This window comes from Photorhabdus luminescens subsp. luminescens (assembly GCF_001083805.1).
Taxonomy (GTDB): Bacteria; Pseudomonadota; Gammaproteobacteria; order Enterobacterales; family Enterobacteriaceae; genus Photorhabdus; species Photorhabdus luminescens.
This window is the reverse complement of the sequence record NZ_JXSK01000002.1, coordinates 493,084-511,552: the sequence shown is the minus strand read 5'-3', so window position 1 is coordinate 511,552 and position 18,469 is coordinate 493,084. Positions and strand designations below refer to the sequence as shown.

The following is an 18,469-nucleotide window of genomic DNA, read 5'->3' as shown; positions in this document are numbered from 1 at the left end:
TGGAAAGTACGGCGCGGTCAGGTCATCCGTTGAAGTGAAGACTCACCGGAGTGGTTTAAATTCCCGCTTGAACGCAGTGGCGTTTTTCACCCTTTGGCGTGGGACAGGTGTTAAAGGGTTCAATTAAATAATGGTATATATCACGCTGTGGCAACGTACTGCCGTTAATCCTATTGCCTTCGTACCAAAGGCATGAAGCCGCCGGCCCTTGACCACCATAGGGAAGATAACCGTGTTCTTCCAGATGTAAGTCAGTATTACTAAGAATACTATCTGGCAGGTGAAGGCGTTCGCTGAGTTGATGATGGATATAGTCACTGGTGCCAAACAGAGATATATACATAGCATTAGCAGGATACAAAGGATCAGAAAAATAATTGATTAAGTCTTGATCCTGATAATATTTTTGTAAAAAGAAAACCGGGGCGAAAAATTCTTTATAATTGCCGCCTAATGATAATTCTTTCTCAAAAACCGTCGGTTTTATCATCCCATTAACGGGATTAACTTCTCCTCCATAGGTGCAATAGGGTCTATTTGCCTTAAATATTGAGGCAATTTTTACGCTGTGATCAATGTCGCTATTGGGACCGACAATATTTTTATAGTCGCTATAAGGTCCGACTTTATCTTCTATATTCTTCAAATCAGAAATTAATTGTTGCTTGAATAGATCGTATATATCATTGTGTACTAATATGGCATTTGGACCAGCGCAATCCTGACCTTGATTGTAAAGCACAACTCGTTTTGCACTTTCAACGGCCAGATTAATATCTGCATCTTTTGAGATAATAAGTGGATTATGACCGGCGCCATTAAGAATAAATAAGGTGTTTTTTCTGAAATGCTTACGTACTTTGAGCGCATTTTCTGGCGTTCCGGTAAAAATTACCGCATCAGTTATTTTTACTCGTTGACTTAAAAATAACTCTTTATCTTCATAAGAAATAGATAATGTCGGAGAAAATTCGGATAAATTAATAACCTCCTCAAATTTTTTATAATGTGTATGCATGGCTGTCGGTGGGCGTATGCACACGTTTTCTGCCATAAGTGAAGGGATAAAACCAAAACATACAGAAGCGTAAATGGGTTGGTTAAGCGGGAGGAATGATGTGACGCCATAAATTTTCTTTTTGAAATATTCTCTGTTGCTCTCAATATTATTCAAGACATCTATTGAACGAAGAATTTCATCTTCAGTGACGTTTTTACATTGATAGCCCGACAGCGCTTCGACTAGCGCCGCACGATTCTTCTGTAAAGCTGAGCAAAGTTCGTCGCATTTTTTCCTGATTTCGGTGAAATTAATTTTACTGTATAACTTAGTCATATATATTTGGTCCTCCTCGATGCTATTGTTTATTAATTTCTCTTTTTGAGATCTGTTAATTTCATTGTTAACGATATTTTCCTCATTTTTTTGGTATGAGTTTTTATATGGGTTGTTAAAATGGGTTGAAATATGTTGCATTTCATTTAAATCTAACCATGTTTTAATCCGTGGGCCTTTGGTATCGCCGAATAACCCTCGATAGAGCAGAGACCATATTTGGGGTGATTCATAATTTGAAAAATGGTCTTTATATGTATTGATTATATGCTGGAAAAGTTGATCTTTAGTTGATATTTCTCCTGCGCTTATTGAGTTGGCAATGGCTAAGAAATAACTTTCTTCTTTAATGTTTTGCAACCCTTGATTTTCGTTTTTGCATGTCCTGATATAATAATTATAACTTATTTCCAATTCCTGTTCTGAAATAGATTCCGCCGGTTTTTTATAGCGATTTAGAAAATTTTCAGCCGCGAGTTTACTTGCCGGTTTTGACGCGTGTAATATTCTTGCTATCTTCGAAAAAGATAATCGTTTTTTATCTTTTTGCGAAATATTCACTTGATCATTTAGATGTGGCGCCAGCGCTACATAAAATTTAGACGATCTCTGGGGCTCTTTTGAGAGGTAAGTGCGGATTGCATCTCGTGTAAGCAGATGGCGAACATCGTCCAAAGCGAAGCTATTTCCTTTCGACTTCGATATTTTTTTACCTGAATCATCAAGAAAAAGCCCATATTTGTAAAAACGTGGAATTGGTTTGTTTAATGCTCCTGCGATCTGGCGCACAACCGCGGCAGAAACCAGCAAATCTTCACCATGCATTTCAAAATGAATGTTTCTGGCAAGGAGGCGCATACCCCAGTCTGCTTTCCATTGAAGTTTAGATTTACCGTTTAGTACCGAAATAGTTTGTTCTTGATCTAATATTTCGTCCTTATAGAGCTCGCGAATTTCTACTCCATATTCATAGCCGGGTTTATTAATGACTTCATCACCCGGTATGTAATAGGTTATTTCTCCCGAGGCAGGGTTCACGCCGGTGACGATAATATGTTCCAGTACGGCGCCAGTTCTTTCAGAAATGGGCATGATCATACTGTAGGTTCTTTGTCTTAAAGATCCTGTTGATTCCTTGCATATTTGATTTAGCACTGAGAAATTTTGCAGGAATAGTTTGATTTCGTCATTGTAATCGCCATTTTGATAGGCTAAAGAGTTCCTGACTAGCTGGCACTCTATTTCATATTCTGTGGCGAGTTTCATGAGTTGATATTCCGCCATTTCAGAGAATGACGGAAAATTTCCGAAAGGGTCCGGCACCTTGCTTATCGGTTGGCCTAGATAAGGCGTTAATTTTTCAGCATTTGGAATATTCAGCGGCATTTTTCTGAAAGGGTCCAAATCATCTGAAATGAGATAAAAATTAACTGTTCTGCCTATTTTCTCCAATTCGGTTTTGATGAAATTGGCACGGAGAATTTCACAAAGGGTTCCTATGTGTGGCAGCCCTGTTGGTCCAAAACCCGCTTCGATATTGATTGATTCCTCGTATGGTATAGCCTGATTAATTTCGAGGGCTTCCTTGACATACCATTTCATTTGCAATTACCTCCATCATAATGTTTTGATCATTTAGGGTTAATGGTGATGAATAAAGACGGTAGAGGTGTTATCAACTTGTCAGGAAATCCTCAGTAATCCTGATGAGAAAAAATGCTTATGCTTTAAGAGGTTAGATTATTTTATGTTTTTTGTTTTGATGTCAGCGGCTAACCTTAAAATTTATTTAAAATGAATGAATAGTTAACGCTAGTTCTAGCTAATTAACTATTACTATAATCAATTATTGCTATTAACTTATGTTAAATTTTCGGCTCTACTTAGGGTGCTTAAATGATTAAGTTTAATGATGCTGTTTATAATATTAAATAAAATTAATGTAATTGTTGTTTCTGGTCAAGTAGCTAACATAAATTTTTTTTATTTTCTCTTCATTGCTGAATTGAGTGAGGGTGGTGGGGATATTAATCAATGTATCATATTGAGTAGAAAAGTCGTTTATAGGAATTTTAGTGGAGTCAAATTTATTGATGGAATATAATATTAAAAATTTGTTTTAATTATTTTTTCTTTTATATCAATGTGATAAATTATTTTTTATTTTGTTTGTAAATTAACGAATTAATTTTGTTTTTTGTCTTTAATTATGTTTTTTTTAAATTTTAAGTTTAATTTGTTAAATTGAATTTTTATTTTTATTATATATTAAATATAATTTTTTTATTTTATAAAAAATAATATAAATTAATTTTCAAGATTAATTTTATTTAAAATAAATAATGTTGTTTTTTATGGTTTTTAATATTTAATTATTTTATAGTTAAAATTAATTTATATTAAAGATAATTATTAAAATTTTAATTTGTTAAATGATTTTTTCATGAATAAGGTAATTAGTTAAATTCAATTAAAAAGATAAAGTGACCTTACAATGTGATTATTATCACAAATAATTGTAATTATTTGTGTGTTTAACAGTGTAATTGTGCATTTTCTCACGAAAATAATTTTATTTTTATTTATTATATACTTACAATAGATGGTATGGTTAAAAATCACATTGGAAAATTGAAATACTAATAAAATCACTCTTTTTTAGCTAAAAGTGTTCAATCATTTTAACCTAAATTAACAATTGTTTTACAATTAAATGCCGTAAAAATTTATATAAGGAGACCTAATATGGATAATAATTAATTGCTTAAAAATATTTGCAATTTGTTAGTAATTTTATTTTATACAGTAATATTATGAAAGGTATTTATTAGTTTGAATATTTTACCTGACTAAACAGAATTAAGAGATTTTTGTTCAGAAATAAAGCTAATAATTAAATATAAAGCATTACAGATATTTTATTCTGACTTAATTGAAATAGAACACTGTTAAAGGTGGCTTGAGAGCGGATTTTATCGTGTTGGTAACAAAAAGGAGGAGTGAGATCCTAGCAAAGTGGTATGTGTGGGTAACTCTTTGCGTGTTAAAAATGAAAAGACCCTAACCACAAAAAAACAGCTTTATCTTGTTGGTTGAGATAAACGTTTAACAATTTCTCAGTACAATAGCCTGCGTTTGTTCGTTGATACGGCATATGATGATGTGCCAGCGACAATCCAGCTTATGAAAATAAAAAGCAGACGGTTCTGGAAACAGGGGCGTGTCTGTACTTATAAGTTGACAGTGATAAGAGAGCTGATTTTAGGTTCTCTTGAACTAGCCTAAAAAAGAGGTGTGAAATGGTTAACAATGTGTTGAAAGTCTCCACATTAACCTTATTGGTCGCATGTAATGTCCATGCCGCAACGGTTGATTTGCGGGTCATGGAAACATCTGATGTTCACAGTAACCTGATTGATTTTGATTACTTTAAGGATAAGCCGACAGAACAATTTGGTTTGGTACGCACCGCGAGCTTAATTAAAGCAGCCAAAGCGGAAGCCCCCAACACGGTTCTGGTTGATAACGGCGACTTGATTCAAGGTAGCCCATTGGCGGATTACGTGGCAGCAAAAGGCCTTAAAAAAGGGGAAGTTCATCCAGCACATCAGTTAATGAATACAATGGGTTATACCGTGGGTAACTTTGGTAATCACGAGTTTAACTTTGGTTTGGATTATCTGAAAAAAGCCATTGCGGGTGCGAAGTTCCCTTATATCAATGCCAACATCATAGATGCGAAAACCGGTAAGAACTATTTCACCCCCTATATCATTGTTGATACGCCGGTAAAAGATCGGGAGGGTAAAAATCATACCATCAAGATTGGTTATATCGGCTTTGTACCTCCCCAGATTGTTATCTGGGATAAGGTCAATCTGAATGGAAAGGTTGTCGTTAACGATATTACTGAAACCGCGAAAAAATTTGTTCCTCAAATGAAAAAAGCGGGGGCGGATTTGATTATAGCTATTCCTCACTCCGGCTTTTCCAAGGAGCCTTATAAGGCAATGGCTGAGAATTCGGTTTATTACCTGAGTGACGTTAAGGGCATTGATGCGATTATGTTTGGTCACTCGCATGGGGTATTCCCAAGTCAAGAATTTGCCGACATTAAAGGCGTTGATGTTGCCAAAGGTACGGTTAACGGTATTCCGGCCGTTATGCCTGGCCAATGGGGCGATCATTTAGGTGTTGTTGATATGGTTATCAACAACGAGGGCGGAGCATGGAAAGTGACGCAGGCAAAAGCAGAAGCGCGCCCGATTTATGACAAAATAAATAAAAAGGCGCTGGTTGAGCGTGATAGTGAGTTAGCAAAAATTATCGATAAAGCTCATCAAGGAACTCTGGGATTTATGGGTAAATTGATTGGCAAAGCTTCCGCCAATATGTATAGCTATCTGGCTTTGATTCAAAATGACCCGACAGTGCAAATCGTGAATGATGCACAAGCAGATTACGCCCGGCGTTTTATTCTGGGTGATCCTGATTTAGCGGATATTCCTGTTCTGGCCGCAGCGGCGCCATTCAAAGTCGGTGGGCGTAAAAATGCGCCCGCAGAGTTTGTTGAAGTGGAAAAAGGCGATTTAACCTTCCGTAATGCAGCAGATTTGTATCTCTATTCCAATACGCTGGCGGTTGTGAAAGTCACCGGCGCTGATGTGCTTGAATGGCTGGAGTGTTCGGCCGGCATGTATAACCAGATTGATCCAAATTCAACTCAGCCGCAGTATCTGTTGAACTGGAGCGGCTTCCGTACTTATAACTTCGACATGATCAGCGGCGTAAATTATAAGATTGATCTAACTCAGCCCGCTAAATATGACGTTGATTGCCAGATCATCAATCAAGGGGCGAACCGTATCAAGGAGCTGACTTATCAGGGTAAACCGATCGATCCTCAAGCTAAATTTCTTATTACTACCAATAATTACCGCGCCTATGGCGGTAAATTTGCCGGCACGGGCGAAGATCACATCGCATTCGCCTCACCGGATGAGAACCGCGCTATTTTGGCTGCCTATATTGTCAAAATGTCTAAACAGAAAGGAATAGTAACGACCAAAGCTGAGAATAACTGGTCGATTATGCCAATCAAAACTGACAAGAAACTGGATATCCGTTTTGAAACATCGCCAAGTGAGAAAGCGGCGAAGTTCATCAAAGAATTTTCTCAATACCCGATGAAATATCTGGAAAATGATGATATCGGTTTTGCTGTATATCAAATTGATCTGACTGAAAAAAAATAATTTTAATCGTTCGCCGCCTGCCCTAATTTGGGCAGGTTTTTTGTTTGTTTACCATCAATAGGGAAATAATTTCCCATAAGGAATTAAGATGCGTTTTTTTAATTTATTATCAGCAATATTCGTTTTGCTGGTTGTTGGCTGTGTGAAGCAACCAGAAGTAACAAAAGTGACTGACTTGTTAGAGTCTCGATCAACATTGGAAGCGGTGGAATCTTGTATCTTACCTGCTACTGCGCAGAAAGATTATGACTACGTTGCTAAAAGTGACCGTTATGGTCAGAATGCAACCGCATCGACAGATTACTTCAAACTGGCTATTAGTTATTCTCCCGCATTTTGTAAGAGCAAAGAAAAGGATATTAACAAGCTGAAAAATAGTAATAAACATGCTGAGGCGCAGCGTGAATATGAAAAATTTGAATTGCAATGCTTCTCCGAAAACAAATTTAGTTGGGTAATTCACGGTTTATGGGCGCAAACCTGCAACGGTAAATCAATGGCTCAGTGCCGTGATTGGTCTGATGTTCGCAAACATCCACGTCTTTGCAAAGGGGATTTGCCACAACTGGATTATCAGGTGATTGAACCTTATCTGTGCGCTTCTCCAGGGGCAGATCTGTTACAAGCCGAGTGGGAAAAACATGGTGTTTGCGCGTTTGCAACGCCAGAGCAATTTTTCAGTAAACAGCAGGAACTGTTCGATGAGTTAGTATTGCCGAGTAATCGTCCATCTAATGAACAGTTAATTAAATTCCTCCAGAAAAATAACCCATCGTTGAAGGGGAAAACCATTCAGATCAATCGTGATGAATTGTACATTTGCTACAGCAAAAATTACGACGTGATTGATTGTCCAAAACGTGAGTAGTGATGGTTCTCCTTTCTATATAAAGGAAAATCACAGTGATGTACCTGACCTACGGTAGCGTGGGTCAGGTTTACTTTCTCTTAATAGCCGATATATCCCTAAACCACTCTTTACTGAAAAGTTTTTTGCTCATATTCATACTCAAATTTTAATTATATCCGCAATTGCATGAACAATATCATCTTCACTGCACTGTTTCCCGATAAGGTTAATTCCTTTCGATAATACAGGTTCAACTATAAAATACAACATTTCCAACTCTTTGCTATATAAATCTCAATAAAAAGGTGGACATTCTCTTTTTAACTTATTTGCTGATATAGCAGCGTGCTCAACGTAACCATATGATTGAAAAGCTACTAAACCGGCATTTATAAATTTTCTCGCAATATTCTTTATAACCACATTCCTTATTAAGGATTGATATATCACTTCTGCTATCGAAATAGATATAGCAAATTTTGTAGCTCTAGATGCTGAGAAATCAGATGAAATTTTTAATAATTTAATATATATTCTTTCTCTCGCTTCATCATTTTTTTTCTTTTAATAATTGTTCAGTAAATATTTCTGCTATTTGCTTTATGAAATTCCTTTCTTCTATTATACTCCGCAGAGCTAAAATCATTCTCCAATCTTCTCTATTTATATTATTATTTACATCACGGTATCCATCAAAGAAATATGATGTTCTCCAGAGTGCTCGTTTTAACCCTAGTCCGATTGTGTCTACAGTGTCTTCTGCTACTTCTTTTAACCCACTACCTATTTTCTCCGCATATAACTCTAGAATCCGATCGGATTCCATCTTCATTTTCATATAATATTCAATATAGTTTGTCATACTTTATCTACCTAATCACAGGAAATGGACAGAAACTCATACATTAATACTTTATATAAAAACAGCTATATCGACCACATAATAGCAATATTCTCAATCTTATGTCTATTAGAACTACAAGGAACACATGTGAACAAACTACCTAATATGCTCCAGTGGAAGATGACATTCCTCATTACCCTACAAGTGTAGTGGCTCACAAAATCAGAACATTTGTATAGCCTCTTCCCATTACTTTTCGCATTTGGCCGGTGAAATTCCCCCATTATAACTATGAGGGTGCTGATATCCCGAAATAAATGGCGCCTGATGCAGAAAACCATCCAGAAAAAAATATTGCTTGCAGGCTTATAGCAATTCACGTCAAGCTCTTCTGTTCTCTGTTCTCTGTTCTCTGTTCTCTGTTCTCTGTTCTCTGTTCTCTGTTCTCTGTTCTCTGTTCTCTGTTCTCTGTTCTCTGTTCTCTGTTCTCTGTTCTCTGCCACACCTAAGCAACGAATTGATAAAGGGTTTCAAGATCTGATGTTATAGAATATCATCAAAATCAGATTTGAAATTGACCAATTTAGCCGTAACTAGTAACTAACTTAACCAATTTAAACGTGGATCTATCATGACAAATAGAAATGTTATCTGGTTAGTAAGGCCTGTAGGCTATCAGGCCATTTTGAAACGTTGCCCTGGCTGTGAAGTCAAAAAGGAGTTTTATCCAGCCGGTACTTTTAGGGTTAATGCGCAGAAAAAAGTTTTAGATGTGTGGAGCATCTATAAATGTGAAAAGTGTGATTACACCTGGAATATTGATATTTTTTCCAGGATTCATGTCAACAAATTGGAAAGCAATTTGTATGAACGGTTTTTGCATAATGATCAAGATGAAATACGACGCTATGCGTTTGATTATCGTGTATTGGCGAAAAATAGAGCTGAACTCGGCGCTGCTCCTGACTTTATCATCGAAGGTAAAGAGCTTCAGGACATTGCTCAAATTCCAGCGGCGGAGATCACAATACAGCTTGAATATCCTATTCCTATCAGATTGATCTCAATCTTGACCAAAAAACTTGCATTGTCACGTAGTCGAGTAGCTAAGCTCGTTGATCAAGGCACTATTCAGGGGGTAACCGAAACAGAATTAAACAAAAAGTTGAAACGTGATATCACTCTTAGCGTTAACGTTAACGATTTATTGCAAGAGTATGATAATCATTGCGTCTAAATGAAACTGGGTCCTCTGGAGATGACAGCAGTAAAAATGGATAAGTAGAATGAATAATATAAAGAAATGGTGGGTGCTCACTGCTGTTTCAGTCGCGTTATCGTTGGTTGCTATCGATATGACAGTGTTATATACCGCGTTACCGAGTCTGACCCACAGTTTGGGGGCGAATACAACGGAAAAGTTATGGATAGTGAATATCTATCCTCTTATCGTCTCTGGGTTGCTGCTAGGTGCGGGTACCTTGGGAGATCGCATCGGGCATAAACGGTTGTTTGTTTATGGTCTCATCATCTTTGGGTTCTCATCCTTGGCGGCCACCTACTCTTATTCGCCGGAAATGTTGGTTGTTTTTCGGGCATTATTAGGGGTTGGGGCGGCAATTATGATGCCTGCCACATTGTCGATTATCGCTTTGACGTTCGAAGATGAAGATGAGAAATCATTTGCCATTGGGATCTGGACGGCGGTTGCCTCTGGCGGCGCGGCAATAGGTCCCCTGATTGGCGGCTTATTGCTTGAATATTTTTGGTGGGGCTCAGTGTTTCTGATCAACGTTCCTTTGGTGATTTTGACACTCATTCTGTCGTGGTTGTTTGTCCCAACGGCGAAAACAGATTCGTCTCATCCTTGGGATCTTATTGGCTCATTGCAGATCATGGTTGTCTTGATAAGCTTCGCCTATGCCATCAAAGAATTTGCCAAACGGCAGCCCTCCTATATCGGGATATTGATAACTTCCGCCCTGACGATAGGTTTTCTGGCGCTGTTCATTCGACGACAAAAACGCAGTACGCATCCGTTGATTGATTTTGACCTGTTCAAAAATCCGGCTTTCTCATCGGCGGTTATCGCCGGGCTGGTGGCTTCCTCCTGTTTGATGGGCCTTAATTTGGTGTTGAGCCAGCGTTTGCAACTGGTATTGTCATTAACGCCTTTGCAATCCGGGCTCTATTTTCTGCCATTCTCATTGGGCGCGATTGTTGCAAGTCCTGTAAGTGGTTGGGTTCTTCCTCGTTTGGGGAGTGCACGATTCCTCATAACTTCGTTGCTGATGTATGCCGTTGCCATACTGGCGCTCATGGCGAGTTTTTCAACGCCTCTACCTTTGCAGATAGTTTGCTTTTTTGCGCTCGGGATGTGTCTTGGAGCAACAATGACCGCTGCATCCAGTACGATCATGCAGGCTGCGCCGCCAAATCGGGCGGGTATGGCGGCGTCCGTTGAAGAAGTTTCTTATGAGTTAGGCGGTGGATTGGGTATTGCGATCATGGGTAGCATTATGTCATTCATCTATAGCTATTTCATTGACATTCCAGTGGATTCTCCAGTTTACGATGCTGCTAAAGATGGTATCGATGGGGCGTTGATTGCGGCAAAAGATATGGCGCCGGATGCAGGGCAGGCGTTGGTTAACCTTGCTAAGTCAGCGTTCGACGATGCTGTTTTTTCTGTGATGGGCGCTGCGTCGCTGTTTCTCCTGATGATGGCGGCGCTGGTGTGGTTCAATTTCCGCCGCTCTTCGCTGAGTGATGCATCTCATGCCGCGATTCATCGTCAGTGAATATAGGTGAATAGGATCGATTGCACCCGTCGTTTCGTAATCGGAAGTTAATAGTTGAATAAGGGAACCGCATTTTTGCGGGTTCCCTTACTCATTTAGTTTCATGGGTACGCTTGGGTTTCGCCTTGATATTCAACCCAGTGACCCTATTTTTTATTCATTCCCTGTATTGATCACGATTAATTAGCCATTTTGTGTGATATTTGTCACGTTTTTTTATGTTCGTATGATAAATATCGTGATCTTGTGGTCATAACATTGAGAGAGCGAAATTCTCTGTTATTTGTCTCCACTCCATCCTACTCAGTTGGACGCGGTCTATTGTTCTCGCTAACGCCACGTATTAAATGATGGCGATTTTACGCTGTCATTTTTTTACTGCGGAACAGGCCGGCGCTATTTAAAAGAGCCGCATGTAATGACTCGCTTGATAGCCTCTGGCGTTATCCCCGTTTCAGGATAATGGTTCAATTATGTAGGATTTCAAATATGGATGGATTAGTTTTCACCTGCCGAATTGGCGTACTATCCCAGACAACTTTTCAGGTATCGCAATTTACCTTGCAGGAAGAGTTATCACAGCTTTATAGCCTGACGTTAAAGGTGGTGAGCTCACGTGACGATATTCCCCTGAATGAACAACTGGGTCGCCGCGCATCCTTGACTATTACTCGTAATGGCGTGGCCGAGCGTACCATTAATGGTTTGATCGCCGGTGCTGAACAGGGTAATACCGACGGCCGTCGCACTTTTTATATTTTCACTATCCGCCCCGAAATGTGGCTGATGACGCTGAATCAGGATAGCCGTATTTTCCATTGGCAGTCCGTACCCGAAATCTTAACCAAATTGCTGAAAGAGCACCATATTCTCTTTGTCCGCGATACGCTCTATAAACACTATACCGAACGGGAATACACCACGCAAAAACGCGAATCGGCCTATGATTTTTGGTGCCGACTGGCGGCGGAAGAAGGCATGGTCTTCTGGTTTGAGGAAAAACAGATGTTGTTCTGTGATTGCCATCTGGGCATGCAGGCGGATATCCAGCTCAGTTACAATACTCACCCTGAAACCGACGAGACCGATACCACGGCGTACCAGTGGAGTTATGGCGAATACCTGTGTCCGAATGGCACGGTTCAGAAAGACTATAACTTTCTGAACCCCAAATATGCGCTCGAGCATCAGAAGCAAGCCGACGATAGCGGGTACGATTCGGTGTTTGAAAGTTACGGGCGTTTCCAGCGGGATGCGGAAGGAAAATCTTTCACCCGACTGCGGCTGGAGCAGTTACAAAGCTACAGCAAAGTCGGCACCGCCAAAACCCACTGCATCCGGCTTCGGCCGGGCAAAATTTTTACCCTGCAATCCCATCCCATAGCAGCCATGAACGCCCGCTGGCAGGTGATCTCGGTCACGCATTATGGGTGGCAACCTGTCGCGTCGGACGACGGGGGCGAGGGGACAACCCTGACAAACGAGGTCGCTTTTATTCCGGGCCATCAGGACTGGCGGCCGCCTTATCGCTACAAACCTCTGGCGGACGGTGATGAAGTCGCCACGGTGGTCGGGGTGGGAAGCGAAGAGATTTATGTGAACGAACACGGCGCGATACGGATTCATTTCCACTGGAACCGTTACGATAAAGCGGACGACGGCGCTTCTTGCTGGGTACGGGTGGCACAAGGCTGGAACGGCAACGGTTTCGGTTTTATGGCGATCCCTCGCGTCGGACAGGAGGTGATAGTCAGCTATCTTAACGGAGATATCGACCGCCCGATTGTGACCGGGTGCACCTATAACGGCCTCAACCGCCCGCCGCTTAATTTACCGCTGGAGAAAACCCGTACCACCTTTAAAACCCGGACTCACCGGGGACAGGGATTTAATGAACTGCGCTTTGAGGATGATAAAGGAAGCGAGGAAGTGTTTATTCATGCTCAACGGGATATGAACATGCAGATTCTCTGGGATAAAACCACGCAGATAGGCCATGACCAGAAAACAGAAGCGGCGCATAACCGCACGGCGATAATTAAAAACGATGATGATGAAGCCGTGCAGGGCTTCCAGACGCTTGAAGTCGGTCAAAATCAAACGGTGACCATTAAAGGTCAGCAAGCCGTTTCCGTTGGTAAAAGTCATCAACTGAACATCGCCGATAACCAGCAAATCACCGTGGGTAAACATATCACGGCGCACTCTGAAAGCGGGCAAATCATCATTGGGAACGCCGGCGGGCAGATAGTTATTGACCCAATGGGCAATATCCGTATTGAAGGGGTCAGCATCACGATGACCGACCATATCACCGGCAAGAAATCCGCCGGTGCGTTGTTTGATTACTCCGCCCGCTATACCTTGCTCAGCGAGCAAAGCGATAAGCCGTTGGTGGATGTCCCCTACACCATTACCACTGGCGATGGTCAGGTCATCCCGGGTAAAACTGACGCGCTGGGCAGAACGATGACGGTACAGAGTGCGGCAGAAGAAAATCTGCAACTGAGTTCACCAGAAAACCCACCTAAACCGAAGCAAACCTTATATCAGGCCAGTGATAACACACCGGTAGAGCATGTTATGGAATTTACGGAGGAATAAGTATGGCAATATCCAACAACGGCAAGATGTGCCCGGCTGTCACATCAATCACCTGTACGATGGAAATAGGGGTCTTTCCTGCTGATGAAGATCCCTGTTATCTGGCGAGAAAAGCCGAATATGCCCTGCGCCTGCCGGCAATGATTATTACCAAACTGGGGGCTATCCGCTTTCTTAATCAAGTCATTATGAGTGGGTTGATTAAGGTTGAGGAGCTTAAGCATGACTTTCTATGGCCCTATAAAGCGGAAGTGGTGTTTGCTATCAGAGGAGAGCAGGATGTCCCTTTACCCATGCTGGCGACCAGTCAAGACTCTAAACAGCGTTATGGTGGTAATTTGCCGCAGTCCAGTAATCCGTTTGCCCGACCTTCTGCCGAAGACGCGGAGAAATTTGGGGTTGTTGGTATCCGTCGGCCCGATATTATTCTGGTTAAAGATGAGGCTCTTCGCTGGCCGGGCAGAAATGCCACCTACTTTGATGGTTCTGTGCACCCTGATAATCTGAAAATGTTGATTGAGGTGAAATTTCCGGGGGATGATCTAAGTAGAGATCAGGAATTGGATTATATGCTAATTGCGACAGAAAAACGTTTTGGTGTAATGCGCGTCATAGATAATCGCACTGAGGAGCAAAAACAGTATGATGAAGCGTGGCGAAAACATTATCAACCCGGTTCCCAACACTATAAAAATCCCATCCCACTAGCCCCTCTACCGCCGGGTTCGCCGCCTGATGACGAAGCTTTACCCGCTCCTCCCGCAGAGGGGGTACCGGGGACCATTCCGCAACCCCTGACAAAAAATCCACCGTTGCTCAGTACTTCCCGCTGGTCGTTTTTACCCAGCTATGAAGATTGGGTTGTCCTCGGGCAGGAGGTGGCGGGTCTGGCTGAAAACGGGTTGAATTATGTCCGCGACAGTACCCGGGAGCTTCTTGCCCAGTTTGGAGTCTGGTTCAATCAAGCCGGCAAGTGGGTGTGTGAAGAAATTATTGACCCGATAAGCCATCAGGCCAGCTACGCGTTTTCCTGGGTCAGTGAACAAACGGGGAAAATCGTGACCTGGACGGAGAGCGAAATAAAAGCCCAGTGGCAGACTGTGCAACAGGGATCAGATATCACCCTGGAAGAGCTGAAAAACATTAGCTGGATGCAGATATTAAAAGAGGTGGGTGAAGGCATGCTGGAAATGGTGGTGATTATTGCCGGTGTTGCTGTTGTTATTCTGGTCACCCTTGCCGTCGCTGCCGCACTGATTGCGTTGGTGGAAATTTTAGCTGCCGCAGCAGCAGCCAGCGCCGCAGCGTTAGCCGCCGTCCTGGCAATATTGGCGAGTGTGACATTCGCCACCGCTTCATAAATTAACGGAGAGAATATGGATACTTCAGATTACTTTGCCCAGTTGAGATCACAACTGGCCGCATTTACCTTCCTCAATGGCGATGGGCTGACTGTTTCTCGTCTTGGGATATCTATCACCCTGTTTTTTAAACAAGGCTACACCCAGGAGAAAAAACAACGCATTCTGGCCTGCTATCGCCGCTTTCGCGAAGAGTTTGGCCCTTACTTGCGTTTTCATCGTCATTCACTGAATGGATTAAAAAAATATTCACCGGAAAATATTACCAAAGTGGAAGAAGGTATTCTTAATCAGAAAAAAAACCAGCTTTCTACCTGGGATATTAGTGACGCCAAAAATCTCTATGAAGCCCCTCGCTATCTGATGCATTACCTGGATTCCCGAGAAATTGATGGTGACGACAGTAGCTCTTACCTGAGTCTGGTGCTGCCCTGGGATTATCTGAAAGAACAAGAGGGCATGACCCGCTTTATGGCCTGGCTAGATTTTCTGTGTGAACAACTCGAACCGGACAGTGGGGACTGCGGTTATTGTCTGGTGCTGCCCAGAGATTACCATGACTACTTTCCCTTAGAATACCAGCTAGCGCAACGTTACCCTGCATTGCAAGTTAATTCTGCGGTTCATACAGCCAAATTACAGTATGGACATTCCATCCGTGGCATTAACTGGATCACCCTTCTGTCCAAACGATTTGTAAACCGACTGGGTGGGGAATTCTGGATACGTCATGTGCTGGCCCGCCACCTCTACCCGGATGTGGTGATTACGCCTTACTCCAATGGTCTGATGATCCGGGCCGGTCAATACCCGGACTTAACGCCGCTACCGGGCAGTGTCCCGGAAAGTTATTTTGCTATTAACCAACTGATACGTCCGATACGGGTCATTCCCCGTGAAGGCCATTCATTGCACTTCTATGGTGAAGGTCATTTTAATTCAACTTCCACCTTGGCCTGGTATGCCCGTTATGACCGTGGGCCTCTGCAAGTGACCCCTTTGAGAGGTAACCATCCGGCACTGGTCGGCGGGATCTGGCGAACCGATAGCCTGCCGGGTCAGCAGTACTTCTTTGCTCAGGGGGCGACGGCTTTTGATGTTGAAGGTGCAGAGACGGGCACAACTGTATGGCATTTAATACGAGAAACGGAAAATATAACGGAGTAAATCATGCGAAGTGTAGTGGAAGGAAAAAAAGTTATCCTTAAAGGTGACCCGGTGTTTTGTCCCGCCTGTAAACAAACCGGCGCTATTGCGGAAGGTTCTAACTTGTTCAATATACAAGGAATACCTGCCGCGCTTGAGGGACACTTGGTTAATTGTGGTTGCCCGACCGGAGCTTGTCGATTAAAGGTACGGTCATAAATATCAAATTCCAAAGCCCTTAATTGAAATCCCCACAAAACCAGAGCAGGTTTTAAACTGTGATTAAAAGTTATTTTTTTAACTTATGATTTTACCGGCTGTCTCAATGCACAAACAGGTAAAGTCATGTATGTCAGTGGAGTAAGAAAGAATTCTGATTTATTTATCACCCTGTTAAAGGAAATGAATTTCCAATATCGCCGTGCAGAAAGTATCACGTTGATTTTTGATAACGATGGTATTTATAAAAACCGGAAAGTGAGGGTATGGTTATAGCAAAACGTTAACCAAATTACTTATTTGATAGTAATAATGTATTAATTATTTTGGTCCAGCTCAAATATCTGGATTGATTCGTGGAGGTTTCTTTTTTTATTGCTACTTTTAAAATTGTCACTGTATTTTTAGTACCTTAATAAATGACGCTAATTATCATTCCATGCGGGGTAGCCGGGCTATCAATTCCCGTTTTTTTACTCTGCATGTTCGCTTTCTCTGGTTGTCAAAAGTAAACGCTGTGTTATCCGATTAGTTTGTATGCAGAAGAATGTGGAGTCTGCACAACGTCTTAATTTCGCTTCTGCCCGCAGGGCTTGCAATGGAAAGGTGAATATTATGCGTGTTCAATTAGGGCAATTATATGATTTGCGATATTCGCTGAGAGTTGATCAATTATGTGTCGGTGAAGTACTCATGCCCCTGGAGCGATTGGAACCGGCACACCTCAAGGTAGCGATTGAATATCTATTGAATAAGTATTCTGTTCTGAGAGCACGATTTGTCGGTAGCGGGATGGATATGCAGATGGATTTCGTGCCGCCTGACAGTGAATTATTGCATCAGGCTTTTGAAGTCAGAGAGCAAACCGATAGTCAATGTGATCGCCGACGCTTAATATCAAACTACATTGCTGAGGTTAGGGCTGCCATGAATTTGGCAAATCCGCCGTTATTGCGTTACTGCCTGTTTGATGGCGATTGTGCCCGTGATCAAAGATTAGTATTGATATTCAATCATCTGGTTTGTGACGGTATTTCCAGCAGGATCTTATGGCGCGATCTTTCAAAGGCATACAGAATGTCAGTGAGTGGTCAGCCCCTTGCATTTGAGCATGCCGCAAATTATGAGCAATTTTGCGCTGAGTTGTATGAACGACACCGGCAAATCGTAAAAGCTGTTATCCCTGATGATGAACAACAAGTTGAACAGCCTACCTTGAATATTCTTGGTGGTCGGAGTGTTGAGTCACTACCCATTAGCAGATTGTCTGAGGCCGTAACAGAAGTCAGGCAGCTTGATGGCGAAGCCTTAAATAGGATACGTCTTTTGGCTAAGCGACATCGTGTCAGTATTGCGGATTTGTTGTTAGGTAGTTGGTTAAAGGCACTAGCTGCTGTTTTTGGGAAGGGCAGCCTGAATATGCTGTTGTGGATCAGTCCTCATTTTGTGGGGTATTGGGAAACCTCGGTGGCTAATCTTGTCGGGTCAGTATCATTTCCAATCAAAGTTAAATTTAATATTGATCCAGAGTCATCGCTGGATAGCACTCTCCAGCATGCGGTACAAGAGTTCAATAACACGATGGAAAAAGCGGCGGATTATGCTGCGACTTACTTTGTGCCTAATTCCATCTTTGGATGGCCTGAACTTCCCGCAATTTCTTTCAATTTCGTTGGTGATCAACGACGGTCTCCCAATGTTATTGGTTATGAACTGTCGCCTGAAAAAATACGTATTGGGAAACCCGATGATGAGTCGCAAGAGATACCATTGAGCATGGATATAGAGATCTATGCCGATACGATGGAGGTTACTATTTCTTCCAGGCCAGATTGCCATCTACAGATTTTACCCCCTCGTTTAATGGACCTTTGGTTAGAAATGATTGGAGAACTTGGAATTGAACAGCCATTTTTCTCTGGTTATTAATAGCATATCCCACCGTTTTTTCGCTTTTTATGGTTGCATCATTTTATGGTTGTGTAAGTAGTAGCGCTGTCGCTCTCTGGCGCTGATCATTGCTGATTGGTTGAAGAGTTAGCGTTAGTAAATG

11 protein-coding genes are annotated in these 18,469 nt (G+C 41.8%); 9 read left to right on the top strand and 2 right to left on the bottom strand.

The features are described from left to right. Positions 1–55 precede the first annotated feature (55 nt). A complete protein-coding gene (locus TI10_RS07150) occupies positions 56–2,938 on the bottom strand; it encodes an aldehyde dehydrogenase family protein (RefSeq protein WP_049582623.1) in 2,883 nt (960 codons plus the stop codon). Positions 2,939–4,635: 1,697 nt separating this feature from the next. Between TI10_RS07150 and TI10_RS07140 the strand changes: the two genes are divergently transcribed. Next, positions 4,636–6,591, top strand: coding sequence for a bifunctional 2',3'-cyclic-nucleotide 2'-phosphodiesterase/3'-nucleotidase (locus tag TI10_RS07140; RefSeq protein ID WP_049582621.1), 1,956 nt, complete (start codon positions 4,636–4,638; stop codon positions 6,589–6,591). Positions 6,592–6,679: 88 nt separating this feature from the next. Then, on the top strand, positions 6,680–7,459 hold the full coding sequence (locus tag TI10_RS07135) for a ribonuclease T2 family protein (protein WP_049582620.1): 780 nt from the start codon (positions 6,680–6,682) through the stop codon (positions 7,457–7,459). A gap of 532 nt (positions 7,460–7,991) precedes the next feature. On the opposite strand, the gene TI10_RS07130 is transcribed toward TI10_RS07135, so the two are convergent. Further along, the gene (locus TI10_RS07130; protein WP_049582619.1) at positions 7,992–8,303 is read right to left on the bottom strand and encodes a hypothetical protein; all 312 of its coding nucleotides are present in this window, start codon (positions 8,301–8,303) and stop codon (positions 7,992–7,994) included. 613 nt (positions 8,304–8,916) lie between these two features. Between TI10_RS07130 and TI10_RS07125 the strand changes: the two genes are divergently transcribed. From TI10_RS07125 to TI10_RS07095, 7 genes are all read left to right on the top strand, one after another. Further along, positions 8,917–9,522 (top strand): DUF1062 domain-containing protein, encoded by a 606-nt coding sequence (locus tag TI10_RS07125; protein WP_053093426.1) that lies wholly within the window; start codon positions 8,917–8,919, stop codon positions 9,520–9,522. 49 nt (positions 9,523–9,571) lie between these two features. Continuing rightward, the gene (locus tag TI10_RS07120; RefSeq protein ID WP_049582617.1) at positions 9,572–11,086 is read left to right on the top strand and encodes an MFS transporter; all 1,515 of its coding nucleotides are present in this window, start codon (positions 9,572–9,574) and stop codon (positions 11,084–11,086) included. A 489-nt stretch (positions 11,087–11,575) separates the two neighbouring features. After that, complete coding sequence (gene tssI / locus TI10_RS07115; protein WP_049582616.1) at positions 11,576–13,690, top strand: type VI secretion system tip protein TssI/VgrG; 2,115 nt, start codon at positions 11,576–11,578, stop codon at positions 13,688–13,690. A 2-nt stretch (positions 13,691–13,692) separates the two neighbouring features. Further along, complete coding sequence (locus TI10_RS07110; RefSeq protein WP_049582615.1) at positions 13,693–15,051, top strand: VRR-NUC domain-containing protein; 1,359 nt, start codon at positions 13,693–13,695, stop codon at positions 15,049–15,051. Between the two features lie 15 nt (positions 15,052–15,066). Beyond that, positions 15,067–16,218, top strand: coding sequence for a DUF3396 domain-containing protein (locus tag TI10_RS07105; RefSeq protein ID WP_049582614.1), 1,152 nt, complete (start codon positions 15,067–15,069; stop codon positions 16,216–16,218). 3 nt (positions 16,219–16,221) lie between these two features. After that, on the top strand, positions 16,222–16,416 hold the full coding sequence (locus TI10_RS07100) for a PAAR domain-containing protein (protein WP_053093424.1): 195 nt from the start codon (positions 16,222–16,224) through the stop codon (positions 16,414–16,416). A 615-nt stretch (positions 16,417–17,031) separates the two neighbouring features. After that, a complete protein-coding gene (locus tag TI10_RS07095; RefSeq protein ID WP_049582613.1) occupies positions 17,032–18,345 on the top strand; it encodes a condensation domain-containing protein in 1,314 nt (437 codons plus the stop codon). Positions 18,346–18,469 lie beyond the last annotated feature (124 nt).

Coding starts and splice junctions, on each gene's coding strand:
- TI10_RS07150 (WP_049582623.1), bottom strand. CDS start 2,938: ATGAAATGGTATGTCAAGGAAGCCCTCGAAATTAATCAGGCTATACCA.
- TI10_RS07140 (WP_049582621.1), top strand. CDS start 4,636: ATGGTTAACAATGTGTTGAAAGTCTCCACATTAACCTTATTGGTCGCA.
- TI10_RS07135 (WP_049582620.1), top strand. CDS start 6,680: ATGCGTTTTTTTAATTTATTATCAGCAATATTCGTTTTGCTGGTTGTT.
- TI10_RS07130 (WP_049582619.1), bottom strand. CDS start 8,303: ATGACAAACTATATTGAATATTATATGAAAATGAAGATGGAATCCGAT.
- TI10_RS07125 (WP_053093426.1), top strand. CDS start 8,917: ATGACAAATAGAAATGTTATCTGGTTAGTAAGGCCTGTAGGCTATCAG.
- TI10_RS07120 (WP_049582617.1), top strand. CDS start 9,572: ATGAATAATATAAAGAAATGGTGGGTGCTCACTGCTGTTTCAGTCGCG.
- tssI (WP_049582616.1), top strand. CDS start 11,576: ATGGATGGATTAGTTTTCACCTGCCGAATTGGCGTACTATCCCAGACA.
- TI10_RS07110 (WP_049582615.1), top strand. CDS start 13,693: ATGGCAATATCCAACAACGGCAAGATGTGCCCGGCTGTCACATCAATC.
- TI10_RS07105 (WP_049582614.1), top strand. CDS start 15,067: ATGGATACTTCAGATTACTTTGCCCAGTTGAGATCACAACTGGCCGCA.
- TI10_RS07100 (WP_053093424.1), top strand. CDS start 16,222: ATGCGAAGTGTAGTGGAAGGAAAAAAAGTTATCCTTAAAGGTGACCCG.
- TI10_RS07095 (WP_049582613.1), top strand. CDS start 17,032: ATGCGTGTTCAATTAGGGCAATTATATGATTTGCGATATTCGCTGAGA.